This window comes from Paraglaciecola aestuariivivens (genome assembly GCF_052983255.1).
The window spans coordinates 18,101-35,961 of the sequence record NZ_JBRKBA010000014.1; the positions used below are offsets into that span (position 1 = coordinate 18,101).

General features: G+C 40.6%; 17 protein-coding genes. 5 read left to right on the forward strand and 12 right to left on the reverse strand.

Features of this window, described 5'->3' with window-relative positions; genetic code table 11:
• Nucleotides 1-11 precede the first annotated feature (11 nt).
• Complete coding sequence (locus ACVCDT_RS15615) at nt 12-1,205, forward strand: OmpA family protein (protein WP_447133723.1); 1,194 nt, start codon at nt 12-14, stop codon at nt 1,203-1,205.
• 82 nt (nt 1,206-1,287) lie between these two features.
• Here ACVCDT_RS15615 and dnaB read toward each other — a convergent pair whose 3' ends face one another.
• Together dnaB and recQ are read right to left on the reverse strand one after the other, a co-directional pair.
• Nucleotides 1,288-2,685: a replicative DNA helicase gene (gene dnaB / locus ACVCDT_RS15620; protein WP_447133724.1), complete on the reverse strand. Its 1,398-nt coding sequence runs from the start codon at nt 2,683-2,685 to the stop codon at nt 1,288-1,290.
• Between the two features lie 75 nt (nt 2,686-2,760).
• The gene (gene recQ, locus ACVCDT_RS15625; RefSeq protein ID WP_447133774.1) at nt 2,761-4,545 is read right to left on the reverse strand and encodes a DNA helicase RecQ; all 1,785 of its coding nucleotides are present in this window, start codon (nt 4,543-4,545) and stop codon (nt 2,761-2,763) included.
• Between the two features lie 158 nt (nt 4,546-4,703).
• Between recQ and ACVCDT_RS15630 the strand changes: the two genes are divergently transcribed.
• The 3 genes from ACVCDT_RS15630 to rarD all read left to right on the forward strand — a co-directional run bounded on the left by ACVCDT_RS15630 (nt 4,704) and on the right by rarD (nt 7,243).
• Entirely contained in the window at nt 4,704-5,159 is a 456-nt protein-coding gene (locus ACVCDT_RS15630; RefSeq protein ID WP_447133725.1) for a thioesterase family protein, read from the forward strand.
• 154 nt (nt 5,160-5,313) lie between these two features.
• Entirely contained in the window at nt 5,314-6,231 is a 918-nt protein-coding gene (locus ACVCDT_RS15635) for a GGDEF domain-containing response regulator (protein WP_447133726.1), read from the forward strand.
• 121 nt (nt 6,232-6,352) lie between these two features.
• Nucleotides 6,353-7,243, forward strand: coding sequence for an EamA family transporter RarD (gene rarD / locus ACVCDT_RS15640; protein ID WP_447133727.1), 891 nt, complete (start codon nt 6,353-6,355; stop codon nt 7,241-7,243).
• A 13-nt stretch (nt 7,244-7,256) separates the two neighbouring features.
• Here rarD and ACVCDT_RS15645 read toward each other — a convergent pair whose 3' ends face one another.
• The 8 genes from ACVCDT_RS15645 to lptM form a co-directional block, all read right to left on the reverse strand.
• On the reverse strand, nt 7,257-8,498 hold the full coding sequence (locus tag ACVCDT_RS15645) for a GGDEF domain-containing response regulator (RefSeq protein ID WP_447133728.1): 1,242 nt from the start codon (nt 8,496-8,498) through the stop codon (nt 7,257-7,259).
• Between the two features lie 70 nt (nt 8,499-8,568).
• Nucleotides 8,569-10,737, reverse strand: a complete 2,169-nt coding sequence (uvrD, locus tag ACVCDT_RS15650; protein ID WP_447133775.1) for a DNA helicase II — start codon at nt 10,735-10,737, stop codon at nt 8,569-8,571.
• Between the two features lie 136 nt (nt 10,738-10,873).
• Nucleotides 10,874-11,590 (reverse strand): HAD-IA family hydrolase, encoded by a 717-nt coding sequence (locus tag ACVCDT_RS15655; RefSeq protein WP_447133729.1) that lies wholly within the window; start codon nt 11,588-11,590, stop codon nt 10,874-10,876.
• A 10-nt stretch (nt 11,591-11,600) separates the two neighbouring features.
• Nucleotides 11,601-12,500 carry a tyrosine recombinase XerC gene (locus ACVCDT_RS15660; RefSeq protein WP_447133730.1) on the reverse strand — a complete coding sequence of 300 codons (900 nt, stop codon included), beginning with the start codon at nt 12,498-12,500 and terminating at the stop codon, nt 11,601-11,603.
• A complete protein-coding gene (locus ACVCDT_RS15665) occupies nt 12,501-13,166 on the reverse strand; it encodes a DUF484 family protein (protein WP_447133731.1) in 666 nt (221 codons plus the stop codon). It lies immediately after the preceding gene.
• A gap of 21 nt (nt 13,167-13,187) precedes the next feature.
• Complete coding sequence (dapF, locus tag ACVCDT_RS15670; RefSeq protein WP_447133732.1) at nt 13,188-14,018, reverse strand: diaminopimelate epimerase; 831 nt, start codon at nt 14,016-14,018, stop codon at nt 13,188-13,190.
• A 162-nt stretch (nt 14,019-14,180) separates the two neighbouring features.
• Entirely contained in the window at nt 14,181-15,434 is a 1,254-nt protein-coding gene (lysA, locus tag ACVCDT_RS15675; RefSeq protein WP_447133733.1) for a diaminopimelate decarboxylase, read from the reverse strand.
• Nucleotide 15,435: 1 nt separating this feature from the next.
• Nucleotides 15,436-15,600, reverse strand: a complete 165-nt coding sequence (gene lptM / locus ACVCDT_RS15680; protein WP_447133734.1) for an LPS translocon maturation chaperone LptM — start codon at nt 15,598-15,600, stop codon at nt 15,436-15,438.
• Between the two features lie 387 nt (nt 15,601-15,987).
• On the opposite strand from lptM, the gene rraA reads away from it, so the two are divergent.
• The gene (gene rraA, locus ACVCDT_RS15685) at nt 15,988-16,473 is read left to right on the forward strand and encodes a ribonuclease E activity regulator RraA (RefSeq protein WP_447133735.1); all 486 of its coding nucleotides are present in this window, start codon (nt 15,988-15,990) and stop codon (nt 16,471-16,473) included.
• A gap of 80 nt (nt 16,474-16,553) precedes the next feature.
• Here the strand turns inward: rraA and ACVCDT_RS15690 are convergent, their stop codons facing one another.
• Nucleotides 16,554-16,961, reverse strand: a complete 408-nt coding sequence (locus ACVCDT_RS15690) for an ExbD/TolR family protein (RefSeq protein ID WP_447133736.1) — start codon at nt 16,959-16,961, stop codon at nt 16,554-16,556.
• 114 nt (nt 16,962-17,075) lie between these two features.
• The gene (locus ACVCDT_RS15695; protein ID WP_447133737.1) at nt 17,076-17,861 is read right to left on the reverse strand and encodes a CLCA_X family protein; all 786 of its coding nucleotides are present in this window, start codon (nt 17,859-17,861) and stop codon (nt 17,076-17,078) included.

Consider the following 17,861-nt stretch of genomic DNA (forward strand, 5'->3'; position numbering starts at 1 on the left):
GATTGACTGAAATGAATAAAAAAATGCTACTAAGTGCGGCAGTGGTTACGGCTTTAGCCAGTATCACCCCAGCACAAGCGCAAGACAAAGAGTACGACAAATGGGTTGCGGGTTCTGTCGAATATTATTCAACTGATTCAGCAGAGCGTGGAAGCCCTTTTTACTTAAATAATGGTTCTGGCTTTGGTGTTGAAGCCGGAATTAAACTTACGCCATTTTGGGGTGCAAGACTTGAGCTATCGCATTTAGATATCAATGCACTTCCAGACAGCATATCGACTAATCGTGTTGGTGTAGATGCGATGTACTTTATGTCTGACGATTCTATGTACGTATTTGGCGGTGTAAAACATATTTCTATAGGCCAAAATAATATTATGGCCAATGTTGGTGTAGGCAAACACTGGAACGTAAGTGAGAGCTTTAAAGTTATTACTGAAATAGCCGGTTACCAAGAACTAAGTAACGACAATAATACTCATGTTGGCTTAAAACTTGGGTTGGCCTATGCCTTTGGCCAAAGCAAAGCGCCAGTGGTTAAAGCACCAGTAGATTCAGATAATGATGGTGTGTTTGATGCGCAAGATAATTGCCCAGCCACGCCTTTTGGCAGCAAAGTTGATGCTAGTGGTTGTTCTTTAGATGCGGATAACGATGGCGTGTTAAATAGCTTAGATAAGTGCCCGAATACACCAGCAGGCACCAAAGTTGGCGCCAAAGGTTGTAGTTTAGTGCTAGACACTGATCAAGATGGTGTATTAGATGATCAAGATCAATGCGCAGATACGCCAATGACAGATAAAGTAGACGCCAATGGATGCAGTGTGTTTACTGAAAAATTAGTCTCTGTTGATTTGCAAGTAACCTTTGCTAACAACAGTGCTGAAATTCGCAACCCAGGCGACAGCCAATTCCAAGAGTTTGCTGATTTTATGGCGCGTTTCCCAGGCACAGATACTGTGATTGAAGGTCATGCTTCAGCACCTGGTGATGCAGACTATAACATGGCGTTATCGCTAAAAAGAGCCAATGCAGTTAAAGCCTTGTTGGTCAACACTTATGGTATAGACGCGGTGCGTTTAACCACTAAAGGATTTGGCGAAACTCAGTTGTTAGATCACTCTAATACCGCTGCAGCGCACAAGGTTAACCGTCGTATTACGGCAAAGGTTAGCGCCAGTAAAAGAGAAAAAGTTGCTAGATAATTGACCCATTATCGCCGCAAACTAAAAAGAGATGCTTAGGCATCTCTTTTTTTTGGTTAAATGATTGGGATAAAAATTAAGGTTAGTATTCGTCTGATATGGCTGGGCCAGCATAATTATCAAATCGAGAGAATTGCCCTTGGAAAGTTAATCTTGAGGTGCCAATTGGACCATTCCTTTGTTTACCTATAATAATTTCAGCCACACCTTGGTCGGTACTTTGTTCGTTATAAACTTCATCTCGATAGATAAACATGATCAAATCAGCATCTTGCTCAATTGAACCTGATTCACGTAAATCTGAGTTAATTGGGCGTTTGTCACTACGTTGCTCTAGACCACGGTTTAACTGCGAAAGGGCAACTACAGGAACTTCTAGCTCCTTGGCTAAAGATTTTAATGAACGAGAGATTTCAGCAATTTCTAAGGTACGGTTATCACTTAAACCCGGTACTTGCATAAGTTGCAAATAATCGATCATGATTAAGCTGATACCACCTCTGTCGCGGGCTAATTTGCGAGCTCGAGTTCGTACTTCCATGGGGGTTAAGCCAGATGAATCATCAATAAACAAGTTATCTTTGTCTTTTAACATGGCCATAGTGTTAGACATTCTGGCCCAGTCTTCGTCATCTAGTTGGGCAGTACGTATTTTAGTTTGATCAACCCGACTTAATGAAGCCAACATCCTCATCATGATTTGTTCGGCCGGCATCTCTAAACTAAACACCAATACCGGCTTTTCTTCCAGTAACATGGCGTTTTCACACAAGTTCATAGCAAAAGTGGTTTTACCCATTGAGGGTCTGGCCGCCACTATAATCAGGTCTGAAGGTTGTAAGCCACTGGTTTTTTTATCTAAATCGGTATATCCGGTAGACACACCTGTCACTTCTTTATTGCTTTTAACTAATTCTTCTAGGCGATCTATGGTTTTAGTTAAGACATTTTCGACGTTTTTTGGGCCTTCGTCTTTACCTGTGCGTTTTTCTGCAATTTCAAAGACTTTGCTTTCGGCCATATCCAAAATTTCACCGCTGTTGCGGCCTTCTGGATTGTAACCTGTGTCGGCAATTTCATGTGCTACGCCAATCAGTTCACGGGTTACAGCGCGTTCTTTTATAATTTGTGCATAAGCAGTTACGTTGGCGGCACTTGGGGTGTTTTTGGCTAATTCGCCTAAGTAGGCAAAGCCGCCAGCTTCTTCTAGCTCATCCATGTTTTCTAAGTTTTCAGAAACAGTGATGAGATCTATAGGTTGGTTTTGCGCTAATAAACGTACAATTGCACGATAAATAACTTGATGAGAACGGTTGTAAAAATCTTCTTCAACAACAATTTCTGCGACTTTGTCCCAAGAGTCTGGGGCAATCAACATGCTGCCCAATACCGATTGCTCAGCTTCAATAGAGTGAGGCGGTATCTTTAGTTTGTCGACTTTGGTGTCAGCTTTTTTGGGTTGTTGGGCTTTAACAGGCATCGATTTTTTCAGCTCAAATTTGGCCGAGTAGTATGCGCTAAATTAGACAACAAAGTAAACCTCGTGAGACAAATTTTAATGATCAAGATGCGCAGAAATAACCTGCATAAATTGTTCACCATAGCGCCTTAATTTAGTTTGGCCTACACCGTGAATGTCTAATAATTCTAAGTCTGTTTGAGGGCATTTGTCGGCCATGTCCGCTAAGGTCGCATCGCTAAACACCACAAAAGGAGGCACATCGTCTTGTTCAGCAATGGCTTTACGTAAATGTTTGAGTTTGGCAAATAACGCTCGATCATAGTTCTGCGGAGCCAGCGGTGATTTTTTACCTAAATCTAAACTTAACCTTGGCACAGCTAATTGTAATCTTTGTACATTCTGTAGCAGGGGGCGAGCCGCTTCTGTAAGTTTTAATACCGCATTTTGACTAATATCAACCCGCAAAAATCCTCGGTGGATCAACTGGTTAATTAAGTTATGCCAATAGGCATCAGACTTATCTTTGCCTATGCCAAAGGTGGAGAGTTTATCCTGACCTAACTCTACTATGCGTTTAAGCTGCTTACCCCTTAAAACATCTATCAGGTATTGGCTAGACACCTTTTGTTTAAGTCTAAACACACAAGATAAAACCTTTTGCGCGTCTTCGGTGCCATCAAAGGCTTTGGGGGGATCAAGACAAATATCACAATTGCCACAATGACCAGCCGAATACTCGGCAAAATAATTCAATAAAATTTGACGACGACAGGTTTGTGCTTCGCCAAAGGCTTCCATAGCAGCAAATTTTTGTAGTTCTACTGTATTGCGCTCTGGATTTTCTCCGGTAGAAATCCACTGGCGTATGCGCGCTGCGTCTTTTTCGTCAAATAACAATAAAGCCTCGGCTGGCATGCCATCACGTCCGGCACGGCCAATTTCTTGATAGTAAGATTCTATGCTGCGTGGTAAATCAAAATGCACTACAAATCGCACATTAGACTTATCTATGCCCATGCCAAACGCCACAGTGGCAACTATTATGTCGATTTTATCTTGAATAAAATCCCGTTGAATTTTATCGCGTATGGGGCCTTCAAGACCGGCATGATAGCCAGCACAATTAATTCCGCTTTTCGCCAGAGATAGACTGAGCTCATCAACTTTTCTGCGACTATTACAATAAATTATGCCACTGCCATCTTGCTGTTTAACAAACTGAGTAACTTGCTCAGTTGCTTTATATTTAGTGACTTGGTTGTAGCGAATATTGGGGCGGTCAAAGCTGCCTTTATAAATGAAAGGTTGAGTTAAATTTAGTTGATGGCTGATATCTGCACGGGTGGCTAAGTCTGCAGTCGCAGTTAAGCCCATAATAGGCACATCTGCAAACTTGGCTTTTAATTGACCTAATAAGCGGTAATCTTTTCTAAAGTCGTGGCCCCAATGCGAAACACAGTGTGCTTCATCCACCGCAATCAAACTTAAATTGACATGTTGTAAGCGTTGAATAAAAGCCAATTGCATCAGGCGTTCAGGGGCAACATAAATCAATTTATAGCGGTTATCTTGTATGCCCTTATGTACCTCAAATAATTCTTGAGAAGATAATTGCGAATTAATAAAGGCTGCAGTTATTCCGTGAGCTGTTAGGGCATCGACTTGATCTTGCATAAGCGAAATCAGTGGGGATACCACTACAGTTAATCCAGGTAACAACAATGCAGGTATTTGATAGCACAAAGATTTGCCACCACCAGTTGGCATAAGTACTAACACATCCCTTTGCAGCATCACTTGAGCGATAACCTGATCTTGCCCGGCGCGAAATCGGTCATAGCCAAAAGTTTGCTTTAGTAGGGTTTTAGCTTGGTGCATAACAGGTACAATATGCTCAGGAATATCTGACAAGGGCAACTCAAAATTGGACGAAACAAAAGCGCTAGTTTACGCGTTTTACGCTTATTCTTCACTTGCTTAGCCACAAAAAAGTGTTCAAATACTACAACCAGTAATAAAAACTTAGAAGGATGCGTATGACTTCTGAAGAACTGCGTACTTTTGTGATTGATTTTTTTAATAGCAAAATGCCATTTAACCAATTGCTTGGCATGTCGGCTAGTTTGGTTGAGTCTGAGCAAGTCGCCATTCATCTGAATTGGAGCGACCAATTGATGGGCAACCCAGTGCATAAAATTTTGCATGGAGGGGTAACAGCTGCAGTTTTAGACACTGTAGGTAGTTTAGCCGCTTTGGTTTATGGCATTAATGGCTTAAGTGATGAGCAAAGTGTCGAGGATTTTTACCAGCAACTTCCTAATGGTGGCACCTTAGATATGCGAGTCGATTATTTACGTCCAGGTAAAGGGCAAGAGTTTATCGCTACAGCTAAAGTGATAAGAAGAGGGAAAAGAATTGCAGTGTGCCGCATGGAGTTACATAACGAACATAATCTTCACATAGCTACAGGTACAGGCAGTTATATTTTTTAACTTTTGGGCTAAATATTATTAGGTTAGTTATTCGCTTTATCAGGCATATAGTGCTTTATTAATAGTTAGCAAGCATTTGACCTTTATTTTAAATGTCATGTGGTTTTCTAACATTATTGTTTAGTGTTTGAATAGGTAACTACACAGGGACGAAATGACTAGCCTAAATCATCTAACTTTACTAATCATAGATCACAACGAAGTGAGCATTAATAGTTTGTGTGCGTTGTTTGCTGACAAGGTGAAAATCGAAATTGCACGAGACGGTAAAACGGCGCTGCAAAGCATAGTTTTAAAAGATATTGATTTTGTGCTTAGTGTTGTAAATTCTGCGATTATTTCTGGGCAAGAACTCTGCACCTTTGTTAAAGACAGCAAGCTTACCGCACATATCCCCATTATGTTTTTAGCGCCAAATGCCTCCTTAGATGAAGAAGAAGCCTGTTTGGCTATGGGGGCCATTGACTACATCAACAAAGATATACGGCCGCAAATTTTGTTATCTAGAGTTATGAACATAATGGGCATAGTGGCTCAGCAAAAACAACTCGCTCATGTGTCCTGTACCGATGGTTTAACGGGCTTGGCTAATCGTATGCAATTAGACACTATGTTAAACAAAGAGTGGTATGCCGCCGTTAGAGGCAATCATTCTATTGCCTTACTCCTTATAGATATTGATCATTTCAAACTATTTAATGATGAATTTGGGCACATAGAAGGTGACAAATGTCTAAAACAGATTGCCACTGTCATCGCTAGCTCTAGAAGAAGAGAGCGAGACTTTGCTGCAAGGTATGGCGGCGAAGAATTTGTATTGTTATTGCCTTTTACTGATCTAACTGGAGCTAAAAAAGTGGCCAATGAGTTATTAACTCAGGTACGAAACAAAGCGATTCCAGCAGCACAGCAAGCTTCTCAACCCATAGTGACAGTCAGTATTGGCTTGGCGGCCTTTAGTCCTACACATAAGAATAACGTATTAAATAACCCCATTGATGTACTACAACTAGCCGATAGCCATTTGTATTTAGCTAAAAACGCTGGCAGAAATCAATTTGCAGCCTCTTAATAGGCTTTAGTGTTACTTTATCAGTTGTTTTAAACGCTGAATTTTAAACTTAAGTTTGCATTTGTAGCGGCCTTATATCAGACTTCGGCCTCTTCTTTTGACTAGCCTTTAGGTCGAACTTTTGAGCGATAAATCAATTAAGGCGGGTGTGATATTTGCACTTGCTGCTTACGGTATGTGGGGCATTGCGCCTCTGTATTTTAAGTTATTAACTCAAGTCCCCGCTTTAGAAATTTTAATGCATCGAATTGTATGGTCGGTGTTGGTGTTAATTCTTTTAGTGTATGTACGAAAAAAGTTTAGCCAAGTTAAGCAAGCCATGCGCGACCCCAAAGTCATTAAAATATTGTTGATTAGTGGTTTATTGTTAGCCTGCAATTGGCTGTTGTTTATATGGGCAGTGAATAACGACCATTTGCTTGATGCGAGTTTAGGTTACTTTATCAACCCGCTTTTTAATGTGTTGTTGGCCAGAATCTTTTTACAAGAGCGCCTCACCCCCTTCCAATTAGTCGCTGTGTTAGTGGCCTTAGGAAGTGTGGCATTTTTAGTTTTTACTCATGGTCAAGTGCCTTGGATCGCACTCATTTTAGCCAGTACTTTTAGTGTGTATGGTTTGTTACGTAAGAAAGTAGCAGTTGATTCCATGCCAGGCTTATTAATTGAAAGCTGCATGATGTTGCCCTTTGCGTTTTTATATTGGCTGATGGCAGATACTGTGGCTGGAAATATGCTGCTCAATGATATGCAGCTTAACCTCACTTTGATTTTTGCTGGGGTGGTAACCACAGCCCCTTTGTTGTGTTTTACCGCTGCTGCCAGACGTATTAGATATACTACTTTAGGCTTTTTTCAGTACATAGGTCCAAGTATTATGTTTTTATTGGCCGTGCTCTATTATCAGGAAACATTAGAGCCACAAAAAGCCTTTACTTTTATGTTTGTATGGTTGGCCTTAATTATTTATGTGTACGACTCGTTACGCCTGTATAGAAAGTCAAAGGCGAGTTAAAGCTAAGTTATGATTAGCCAGACGTCACCACTTGGTTTCGGCCATTGTGTTTAGCTAAATAAAGGTTGTGATCGGCTATTTTTAGCATTTTTTGGATGCTGGCTTTGTTGACGTGGACTAACCCTGCGCTAACCGTAATAGTTAGCTGTTGTTGTTCAAATTTAACTGTTTTAGAGGCGACAGCCACTAGAAAGTCTTGCATAATCTGTTCGACTTCGTCTGTGGCTATGTTAGAAAAATACACACAAAACTCCTCACCACCAAAACGAGCCGGGCTATAATCGGCAAAAAAATCGGCGACTAAGCGCGCAATTTTTTTGAGGGTGTAATCGCCACAATCGTGACCGTATTTATCATTAACTTGCTTGAAGTGGTCGATATCGATTATGGCTAAACTTTGTGTTTTAGGCTGCATTTTTTGACAGCTTGCCACTTTTTCAAAAAAGTGTCGGCGATTGGGTAAGCCAGTTAAAAAATCTAAATTTGCTACGGCTTTTATAGTGGCAATGTTTTCCAGTCGCTCAATATTTTGCATGACTCGGCAAAAAAACTCTTCGCGGTCAAAAGGTTTATGTAAATAATCCGATGCCCCGCTTTTTATAAATCGAGCCGATAACCCTTGAGCTTGTCCAGTGGAAGCACCAATAATAGCTAGATCTTCGGCGTTAAAATCTTGCCGTAGCTGACTGATGAATTGCAGACTGGGAATGTCGTGAAGTTTCTCGTCAATAATGATTAGTTTTATATTGGCATGTGTGTGCAATAAGTCTAAACCTTGCTTGGCGCTTGGGGCTTCTATGGGCATTAAGTTATGACACTTAAGCCAGCTCGCATTAAGTTGACGACTGCTTCTTGAAGGGTCAACTAATAACACCGCGATTTTTTTATTTTTATCTAGTCTGGCTAACAAACGGCTTAAGTATTGATAGACTTGAGTGCTTTCTTTGGGAATATAATCAACAATGTCTTTGCTTAACAGGGCCGCTCTGGTGAGTTCATCTAGCTGAGAGGTTAGTACAATAGTGGGTAAAAAGGCGCTAAGGGTAAAATCTATAGCTTGACCGTTTTGTGCATCGGGCAAAGTAAAATCTACTACTGCACACAAAAATTCTTCTGGTGCTGAATTGCCAAATAGTTGTTTAGCTGCAAAAAGGCTGGTGGCGCAAATGGCTTTTAATTTAGCTTTAGAGATGAGCTTGCGCATCATCTCTAAACTTTTTGGGTCATGCTCAACTAATAGTACTTTACGTTGCATAGGCTGAGTTTAGTCCACAAGATTTTTATTTTACAATTTAGTGTATTGGCTAGGGTAAAATATATTGAGGTTAAACTTTAGTCAATTTAGCAAAAGACATCACTAACCATTTGCTGCCAAACTCATCAAAATTTATTTGCACTCTTGCATGTTCACCACTGCCTTCGTAATTAAGCACAGTACCTTCTGCAAATTTTGGGTGCCTGACTCTTTCACCTAATTGAAAGCCAGTGGACTCAAAAGCAGTATGTCCAGTGACTGGGGTAAAGCGATTTTGCACAGGTCTTGTAATGGTGGTACGCAACCTTACTTCTTCAATACAATCAGAAGGAATTTCTTTTATAAAACGCGAAGGCGTGTGGTACTTGTCTTGACCATACAAGCGGCGGTTTTCAGCATAAGTGATATACAACTTTTGCATGGCACGAGTCATACCCACGTAACAAAGTCTGCGTTCTTCTTCTATTTTACCCGGTTCTTCGTTGCTCATTTGGCTAGGGAACATGCCTTCTTCTACGCCCGCTAGAAATACCAAAGGAAATTCTAAGCCTTTGGCTGTGTGTATAGTCATCATTTGCACGGCATCTTGATGACTATCGGCTTGGGTATCGCCAGCTTCTAGTGAGGCATGCGCTAAAAATGCTGAGAGAGGCGTCATATTTTCAGCTTCTTCTGGAACCACAAACTGTTTGCAGGCTGTGACCAGCTCTTCTAAGTTTTCTATTCTGGCTTGCGCTTTTTCGCCTTTTTCAGCTTTGTACATTGCATATAAGCCAGAATGTTTGATCATGTAATCTGCTTGCTGCTCTAAAGGTAAATCGCCCGTATCTTCTGACAGTTGAGTGATTAACTTGCAAAACGCGTTCAAGGCATTAGCTGCCCTTGCGCTTAATCTTTTTTCAGTAAGTATGCGCTTACTAGCGTCCCACATAGATAATTCATTGTCGCGAGCTAATTCACGGATTTGCGCAAGGGTTTTGTCACCTAATCCTCGGGTGGGGGTATTAACTATACGTTCAAAGGCCGCATCATCTATTGGTTGATTAACCAAACGCATATAACCTAAGGCATCGCGAATTTCTTGGCGTTCGAAAAAGCGTAATCCACCATAAATACGATACGGAATAGCTTCTTGTAATAAGGCTTCTTCAAGCACCCGAGATTGCGCATTGTTACGATACAAAATGGCACAATCAGATAGGGCATTGCCATGGTCTCGCCATTCTTTGATCCGCGAGACATTAAAGCGGGCTTCGTCTAGCTCGTTAAACCCTGCGTACAGAGAAATGGGCTCGCCTTGGGCGTCTTCTGTCCATAACTCTTTACCTAATCGTCCTTGGTTGTTGTCTATAACGGCATTTGCCGCCTTAAGAATATTGCCAGTTGAGCGATAGTTTTGTTCTAACCTGATGGTTTTTGCGCCTTTAAAATCACGCAAAAAATGTTGGATGTTTTCAACGTTTGCCCCGCGCCAACCGTAAATCGATTGGTCATCGTCACCTACAATGATCATATTGTTACTAGGAGCCGATAATAAACGTAGCCAAGCATATTGAATATTATTGGTATCTTGAAATTCGTCTACCAAAATGGCGCGGAAGCGATTTTGATATTGGGCTAAAACCTGTGGATGCTTAAGCCAAAGCTCATGGGCTCGAAGTAATAACTCAGCAAAATCCACTAAACCTGCTCGATCACAGGTTTTTTGATAGGTCTGATAAATTTCGCGCATTTTTTGTTGAGTAGCATCACCGTAGGTTTCTATATGCTCGGGTCGCAAACCCTCGTCTTTATTGCCATTGATGTACCACTGCAGGTGTTTAGGAGCCCAATGTTTTTCATCTAGATTAAGACTTTTAAGTACCCGTCTAATTAAACGATACTGATCGTCTGAGTCTAAAATTGTGAAGTTTTCAGGTAAATTGACTTCATTGTGGTGAGTGCGTAATAAACGGTGGGCAATACCATGAAAGGTACCAATCCACATATTGTGTAGGGCACTACCTTGAAGTTGTTCGATCCGCCCACGCATTTCTTTAGCGGCTTTGTTGGTAAAAGTCACCGCCAAAATACCATAGGGGGCAATGCCTTCTACTTCCATTAGCCATGCAATTCTGTGCACTAAAACACGGGTTTTACCGCTGCCTGCGCCAGCTAAAATTAGCATGTCTGATGCTGGGGCTGCCACTGCATCGCGTTGTTTATCGTTGAGTTGGTCGAGAAGTCTGGATACGTCCATCATATAAAACTGACTAAAAAATGTTGAACAGAGTATATCAGCAATACTGTATTTAAATACACCATTCTACAGCGGCAATTGGCCATTTAACCTAAAGAAACTAGCTTGAGCTATATCTGAGGTCGGGGAGTTGGCTTTAAATTAAATTTAACAATTGTTCAAGTTGGCATAATTGCACATGGGGTAACAGATAGCTCTGCTCTGCATTTAGGTTCATCTGTCGGCCTTTAGCATGCCAAGCGGTTTGAAACCCGGCTTTTAACCCTCCATAGATATCTTTATGCAAATTATCTCCCACATGTAAAATGTTCATTTTTGGCGTCTTTAAATGTTTTTGCGCTGCCTCAAACATGCTGGCGTGGGGTTTCATTGGTTGGGCTAAACTAGCTTTAAAGCAAGCACTAAAATAAGGCGCTAAGCCAATCTGTTCAAGATTGACATTGCCATTTGTGATGGCCACCAAAGGTAGATTCTGAGCTAGTTGCTTTAATAAAGAATTAACATTTTCATCTAACTTAAAGTTACTGCGTTGATAATAAAAATAGTTATAACAGCGCTGGGTGGCGGTCTCTATTTGGTTATGATTGAAACCTAATTGTTTAAAACCTGAATCTAAGCTAAGTTTGCGCAATTCACTCATATCATTCTTAAGTGCCGGATTTAGCTGTAGTTGAGCTAATTGCTGGGATTTCCAAAAGTGCTCAGGTAGCGCTTGAGTTTGTGGGTAGTGCTCGTGCATATAGCTTAATAATAATGCTTCAGCTTTTTTTATAATCTTATTGTTGTTGTATAAGGTATCGTCTAAATCAAAGCTAATGGCTTTAATTTCATTTAGTCTGCGAAAAAAAATCATATAGAAATAACTATTCTCTTTTAGATTTCTTGGCTCTAGGGTGGGCGTTATCGTAAACCTTAGCCAAGTGTTGAAAATCTAGATGAGTATACACCTGAGTAGTAGATAAGTTGGCATGCCCTAATAGTTCTTGTACGGCACGTAAGTCAGAACTGGACTCTAACAAGTGTGTGGCAAAGCTATGCCTAAGTTTATGCGGATTCACTCCTTGCTGTAGGTTTTGTTGTACCGCCCATAACTTCATACGTTTAGCTATTTGCCGAACACCTAAACGTTTTTTTTGCTTACTAAGAAAAAGTGCAAACTCATTTTCATCGGCTAGCTCTTGCCTGAATTTTAACCATTGAGCTAAGGCTTGCTGCGCTTGTTTGCCAATTGGTAATAAACGTTCTTTATTGCCTTTACCTAGCACTTTTAACTGCCCATCCGCTTGTAAGCTAGTCAGGTTTAAACTGGCTAGTTCAGCTAAGCGTAAGCCACAACCGTACATTAACTCCATCATGGCCTTATCGCGGGTGGCCAATATATCTGTCGCTTGAAAGTCGAGCAATTGATGCATTTCATCAACATTTAGTTGCTTGGGCAGAGGTTTGGCACGTTTAGGGGTATTAACCGATTTAGCTGGGTTTTGACTTAATTGCTGATGTTGGATCAGGTAATCACAAAATCCGCGAATCGCCGACAGCATTAAGGCAATCGAATTGGGACTTAATTTACTTTTTTGTGCCTTGCTGAGGATTTTTCTGACTTCGGTTTGATTGAAGCTTGACCAAGATTCTATGTCGAGCTGATTAAAGGCTTTATTGAGTTGCTGCTGATAATTTTGAATAGATTGGCTGGCGAGGTGTTTTTCGTACTTTAAATAATGAAAGTATTGCTCTAACCAAGTTTGTAAGCTTGGCTTGAGCATTTAATAAGTTAGCATTTTGGGTAAAAGTATGCCCAAAAATTGCTGCAGTTGGGTAATTAATAAGGTATCCATATCAGGGTTAAAATGCCCAGGATCGGCGCTGCCAATGGCTAAAATCCCTAACTCACTATGCTCACCAATTAATAACAAGGCTACCGAATTAGCTACTTGATCACCAAATAATAATTTACGCTCATGATCGCTTAAGCGTCCAAAGAAAAACTTGTCTTGTTTAAAGCGCTTTTCAATGAAAAGGCGTTGTTGAATTTCAGGTAATGCATGGATGCCGGTAAAAGGTTTTAGGGCAACAGAGGCTAGTTTAAGGTTTTCTTGAATGACTTCTTCTAACGTAAAAATAAGATCAGCCAGATTGGTGCACTTTAAAATACGTAAATTAAGATCGGCATAAACCCGATAGATGGCTTCATTTTGTTTAGCTATGGAGATCAGTTGGTTTAATTTATGGGTTAAACTTCTGACTTTTTTACGCAGTTGTTCGCTTTGCAATTCGACTAAAGACACACTGCCTTTGTGCGTGTGTGGGACAGACATTTTTTCTAATAACTGCGGAAACTGAGTAAAAAACTCTGGGTTTTCCAACAGATAGTTGGCAACTTGCTGCGCATCTAACAAGCTTTCTGATTCGTATGCGGTCGTTATATCCATATTATTCTTGCGACTCTTTGCTCATAAGTGAATGTATCCATCAAATATATGTTCAGCAGCTCCGGTCATTTTTAATACGTTGTCATTACCTTGCCAACGAATTTTTAAACTGCCACCAGGCAAATCTACCCTCACGTCTTTGCCTAGTCTATTTTGCAATTGACCTACTGCTACTGCTGCACATGCGCCACTTCCGCAGGCTAAGGTTTCGCCCGCGCCTCTCTCATAAACGCGCAACTTTATATGGCTAGGATTAATGATTTGCATAAATCCTACATTGGCACCTTCAGTAAATCTTTCATGATTCTCTAACAGTGGCCCCATAATTTCAACTTCTGCAGTGTCTACATCGTCAACTAATAACACGCAGTGAGGGTTTCCCATAGAAACTGCACCGCAAAAAAAGGTGTGATCCTCAGCGCGTAGAATATAAATTTTCTCGCGTTTATTGGCTTTAATGGGAACTAAGTGAGGTTCGAATTGTGGCACGCCCATATTGACTGTGACTTGCCCATCTTTTTCAAGATACAACACCATACGCCCAGCTTTGGTACTGACTACTATTTTATTGCGGTTTGTCAGTCCTTTCATTTTTACAAATCGAGCAAAGCAGCGTGCACCATTGCCACACTGTGACACTTCTGAGCCGTCTGCATTAAAAATTCGGTAGTGAAAATCTTGCTCAGGATCATAAGGCGGCTCAACTAATAAAAGTTGATCAAAACCTATACCAAAATTTCTGTCTGAAAGTTGTTGAATTTTTTCTTTAGAAAAAAACACGTTTTGCGTTACGTTATCGATAACAACAAAATCATTTCCCAGACCATGCATTTTTGAAAACTGGATTTGCATTGTGTCTACTTAACTAAAATGTTGTCTATGCGCATTTTTAACGAGCATAGATGTTCTGTTACCAGTTATATCATTTCAGCGAAAGACTGACTATGGCTTTAAACAGATACAGGCCAAAAAATTAAGATTTCTATAAAATTAATCTGTTGGCCTGATTTAGATTTAATAGGTTGGTATGTGCTCACTTTCGTACAATTGTTCTATTTTTTCGCGCTCTCGTACTAAATGAACCTTTTCTTGATCCACTAATAACTCAGCAGCGCGACATCGACTGTTATAGTTTGATGCCATAGTAAAACCATAGGCACCGGCACTACGAACGGCTAAGTAATCGTCTGGGGCAATGGCGAGGTTACGGTCTTTACCTAAAAAGTCTCCGGTTTCACAAATTGGACCCACAACATCATAGATGGCGGCTTGCCTATCTAAGCCAGTGTTTAACGGAATGATATTTTGCCAGGCACTGTATAAGGCTGGACGAATAAGGTCATTCATAGCGGCATCTACAATGGCGAAGTTTTTTTCTGCCCCTTGTTTTAAAAACTCTACTTTTGTTAATAACACACCAGCGTTAGCCATTATGGCGCGACCAGGTTCAAAAATAAGTTCTAGCTGTTCTCTGCCTTTGAGTTTTTGGGCTATGGCTTGGGTATATAAATCTGGGTGTGGGGGCTGTTCTTGATCGTAGGTCACACCTAAACCACCACCTACATCCAAATGTTGAATGTTAATACCTTGCTCGGTCAATTCGTCTATTAGTTCTAAAAGAATATCTAAAGCATCAATAAAAGGTGCTAAGTCAGTTAACTGCGAGCCTATATGACAATCTATGCCAACTATCTTTAAGTTGGGCAGGCTTTGAGCGTACTGATAAATTTCTAAGGCTTGTTGACGTTCTACACCAAACTTATTGGCTTTTAAGCCTGTTGAAATATAAGGGTGAGTTTTAGCGTCAACATCGGGGTTAACGCGAATCGAAATGGGTGCATAGCAGTCGTTTTCAGTGGCAACTTGATTAATTCGTGTTAATTCGCTGCGAGACTCAACGTTAAAGCATTTAATTTTATGTTCAAGTGCTAAGCGAATTTCTTCTGGGGTTTTACCTACTCCAGAAAAGACCACTTTTTTAGGGTCGCCTCCTGCTTTAAGCACGCGCATTAGCTCGCCGCCCGAAACTATATCAAAGCCAGAGCCTAATTTTGCCATCACGTTTAAAACCGCTAAATTCGAATTCGCTTTTACCGCATAACAAATTAAGTGAGGTTGGCTACCTGCTGCTTTATCAAAAGCGTGCCAATGACGTTCAATTGTGGCTTTTGAATAAACATAAGCTGGAGTGCCATAAGTTTTGGCAATGTCCTCTAAGGCCACACCTTCAGCAAAAAGTTTGGCATCTTGGTAAGCAAAATAGTCCACTTTATTGCTCCTTTAAAGTAGTAAGGGGTGAAGCTGGTTGGGAAGTTTGAGTATTTTTTTCTGGGGCGTCAGGCAAATACAATGGGCGCTTTTGACCACAAGCTGAGACAAACAACAGGGCAATACATAAGAGCGCAATTTGGCGAACTTTAAGCATGGACATCATTTCAATAGATTCAAAAGTAATAATAATGGCATTACCTAAAGCAAATGCAAAGGCATAGCATTAGGCTTTCTGCTTATTTTAAGCAATATTAAATAACCAATAAGTTAATTAATGTTAGCTGTAAAAAGATAGTTGGCACCAACTTACTTATAAGTTGGCTAAATCCCGCGCTTAAACTCGAAGCTTTGCAAATCTGCTAGGATTTGCTTCAATCTATAGTAAAGTTCATTCGCTAAGCCTTGTTTATGTAATAGCCAATCACAGCTCAGTGAGCTGAGTATTTTTTTGAATATGCACAAATACTAGGCAGGGTGTAAATTGACTGTTAGTCTAACCCTTAAGAGTTCAAGAGACATTGCCCTTTTCTGCAACTAATTAGGAAAAAATATGGATTACAATACATCTACTCTTTGCGATATTTTTGCCGACAGTGTTGACGTAGTTGAGCCTATGTTTGTTAGTTTTGGCGGACGCCCTTCTTATGGTGGCGAAGTTGTGACCATCAAATGTTTTGAAGATAAAGGCTTAGTGCTTAAAACCTTAGAGCAACCAGGATTAGGCAAAGTTTTATTGATTGACGGTGGTGGCTCAATGCGCCGTGCCTTAGTTGATTCGAGTGCAGCACAATTAGGTTTTGATAATGGCTGGGAAGGTATAGTGTGTTACGGCAGTGTGCGCGAAGTGGATGATCTAGCTGAAATAAATATTGGAATTCATGCCATCGCTTCTATTCCTGTTAGCGCTGATGACGATGGGGTAGGTGAATGTGATGTGGCGGTTAATTTTGGGGGGGTGACATTTTTGCCTGATGATCACCTCTATGCCGACAGTACCGGGATCATATTGTCGCCCGAACCTTTAGACATAGAATAACCGTAACCAACAGTTTTATTGCAGATAAAAAAACGCCGCGTTATTTAAACGCGGCGTTTTTGATTTGATTATGTATCGGTTTATTTACCTACTAACACCGAAACATTTGCAATACCCGCTCTTTTCACTTCGTTGATTACTTCAGTGACATCGCCATGTTTGGCTTTAGGGTGTGCTTGAACCGCTGCAGAGTCTTGGTTGTTTTCAGCCAAGAAACTTTGAATGTTGGCTTCCACTCGACGAATATCTACTTGTCGCCCGTTTACAACAATAGTTCCGTCGGCTTCAACACGAATAGATAAAGATTTAACATTCGTAGGAGGCGGTGGGGTATTTGAATCTTTAGGACGATTAACTTCTAAACCTTTCTCTTTCACAAAAGAGGTAGTTACAATAAAGAAGATAAGCATGATGAACACTATGTCCAACATGGGAGTCATATCAATTGCAGCTTCGTCGTCTGAACTGCCGTGCTTTTTTCTTTTCATCGGTATAAATCGCCAATTGGGTTAAAACGAGACTGCTTAGTATAAACGCAGATTAACTTCAGAGCATCCATTAATTAATTAAAAATTAACAATTTGCTCATGTTTAAGGTCTTTTTACTCGCCCATAGCCTGCCCCAAATGATAAAAATAATCCAGTAAGTTTTGATAAATTGTTGTTCTAAGACCGTTCTGTGGGTATATACCTAATTTGGCTTCGGTGCTTTGTTTTGTACCTTGAACTAAAAAAGCATTTTTAATTTGGTGGTCTTGAATACAGGCCTCAAAGGCTCTCGCACAAAGCTCTTGCGGCGTTGCATAATAATAACTTTTTAAAATTTTGTCGGCCTGAGCGCTTCGTTGCACGTATTCATTGGCTTGGGTTTTATCTGGACTTAAAAAAACTGCTTCAAAAAATTTGCAAAGCTTGTGGTTAAGCCTATGAGCTTTAATGTTGTGATCAGCTAACCAAGCTTGTGATGCAAACTGCTGTGGTAATACCTGATCAAATACTTTGCTACATATGTAATGGTCAAAGGCATGAAACCATTCGTGAGCCAATGCCCCGCCACCGGCATTTTTAGCCAATGCTAAGACTTTTTTACCAGACTCGTAATGCGCACTTGAATGTTTTCTGCCACCGCTGCCAAAAGCCAGAGATAAACTGCCATTTAAGGCAATCACACTTTCAGGTACTTGCAAAATATCCATTAAATCGCAAAGGGCATCAAAAAATAAATTGGCGGCCAATTGTTGCTCTGTAGGCGTGACCCATTTACCAATAACCACAGTGCGAAAATTAAAAATTTTTACTATATCTTGAAAACTTACATCAGCCCCATCTCTATGGGATACGCCATTGCGGTAATAGGGTTGATGAATTCTAGATAATTTAGAAGACAA

Bases quoted from the DNA above. Each gene is read 5' to 3' on its own strand.
- ACVCDT_RS15655 (WP_447133729.1), bottom strand. From the start codon at position 11,590: ATGATTTTTTTTCGCAGACTAAATGAAATTAAAGCCATTAGCTTTGAT.
- lptM (WP_447133734.1), bottom strand. From the start codon at position 15,600: ATGATGTCCATGCTTAAAGTTCGCCAAATTGCGCTCTTATGTATTGCC.
- ACVCDT_RS15690 (WP_447133736.1), bottom strand. From the start codon at position 16,961: ATGAAAAGAAAAAAGCACGGCAGTTCAGACGACGAAGCTGCAATTGAT.
- ACVCDT_RS15635 (WP_447133726.1), top strand. From the start codon at position 5,314: ATGACTAGCCTAAATCATCTAACTTTACTAATCATAGATCACAACGAA.
- dnaB (WP_447133724.1), bottom strand. From the start codon at position 2,685: ATGCCTGTTAAAGCCCAACAACCCAAAAAAGCTGACACCAAAGTCGAC.
- ACVCDT_RS15615 (WP_447133723.1), top strand. From the start codon at position 12: ATGAATAAAAAAATGCTACTAAGTGCGGCAGTGGTTACGGCTTTAGCC.
- uvrD (WP_447133775.1), bottom strand. From the start codon at position 10,737: ATGGACGTATCCAGACTTCTCGACCAACTCAACGATAAACAACGCGAT.
- ACVCDT_RS15630 (WP_447133725.1), top strand. From the start codon at position 4,704: ATGACTTCTGAAGAACTGCGTACTTTTGTGATTGATTTTTTTAATAGC.
- dapF (WP_447133732.1), bottom strand. From the start codon at position 14,018: ATGCAAATCCAGTTTTCAAAAATGCATGGTCTGGGAAATGATTTTGTT.
- recQ (WP_447133774.1), bottom strand. From the start codon at position 4,545: ATGCACCAAGCTAAAACCCTACTAAAGCAAACTTTTGGCTATGACCGA.
- ACVCDT_RS15660 (WP_447133730.1), bottom strand. From the start codon at position 12,500: ATGCTCAAGCCAAGCTTACAAACTTGGTTAGAGCAATACTTTCATTAT.
- rraA (WP_447133735.1), top strand. From the start codon at position 15,988: ATGGATTACAATACATCTACTCTTTGCGATATTTTTGCCGACAGTGTT.
- ACVCDT_RS15645 (WP_447133728.1), bottom strand. From the start codon at position 8,498: ATGCAACGTAAAGTACTATTAGTTGAGCATGACCCAAAAAGTTTAGAG.
- ACVCDT_RS15665 (WP_447133731.1), bottom strand. From the start codon at position 13,166: ATGGATATAACGACCGCATACGAATCAGAAAGCTTGTTAGATGCGCAG.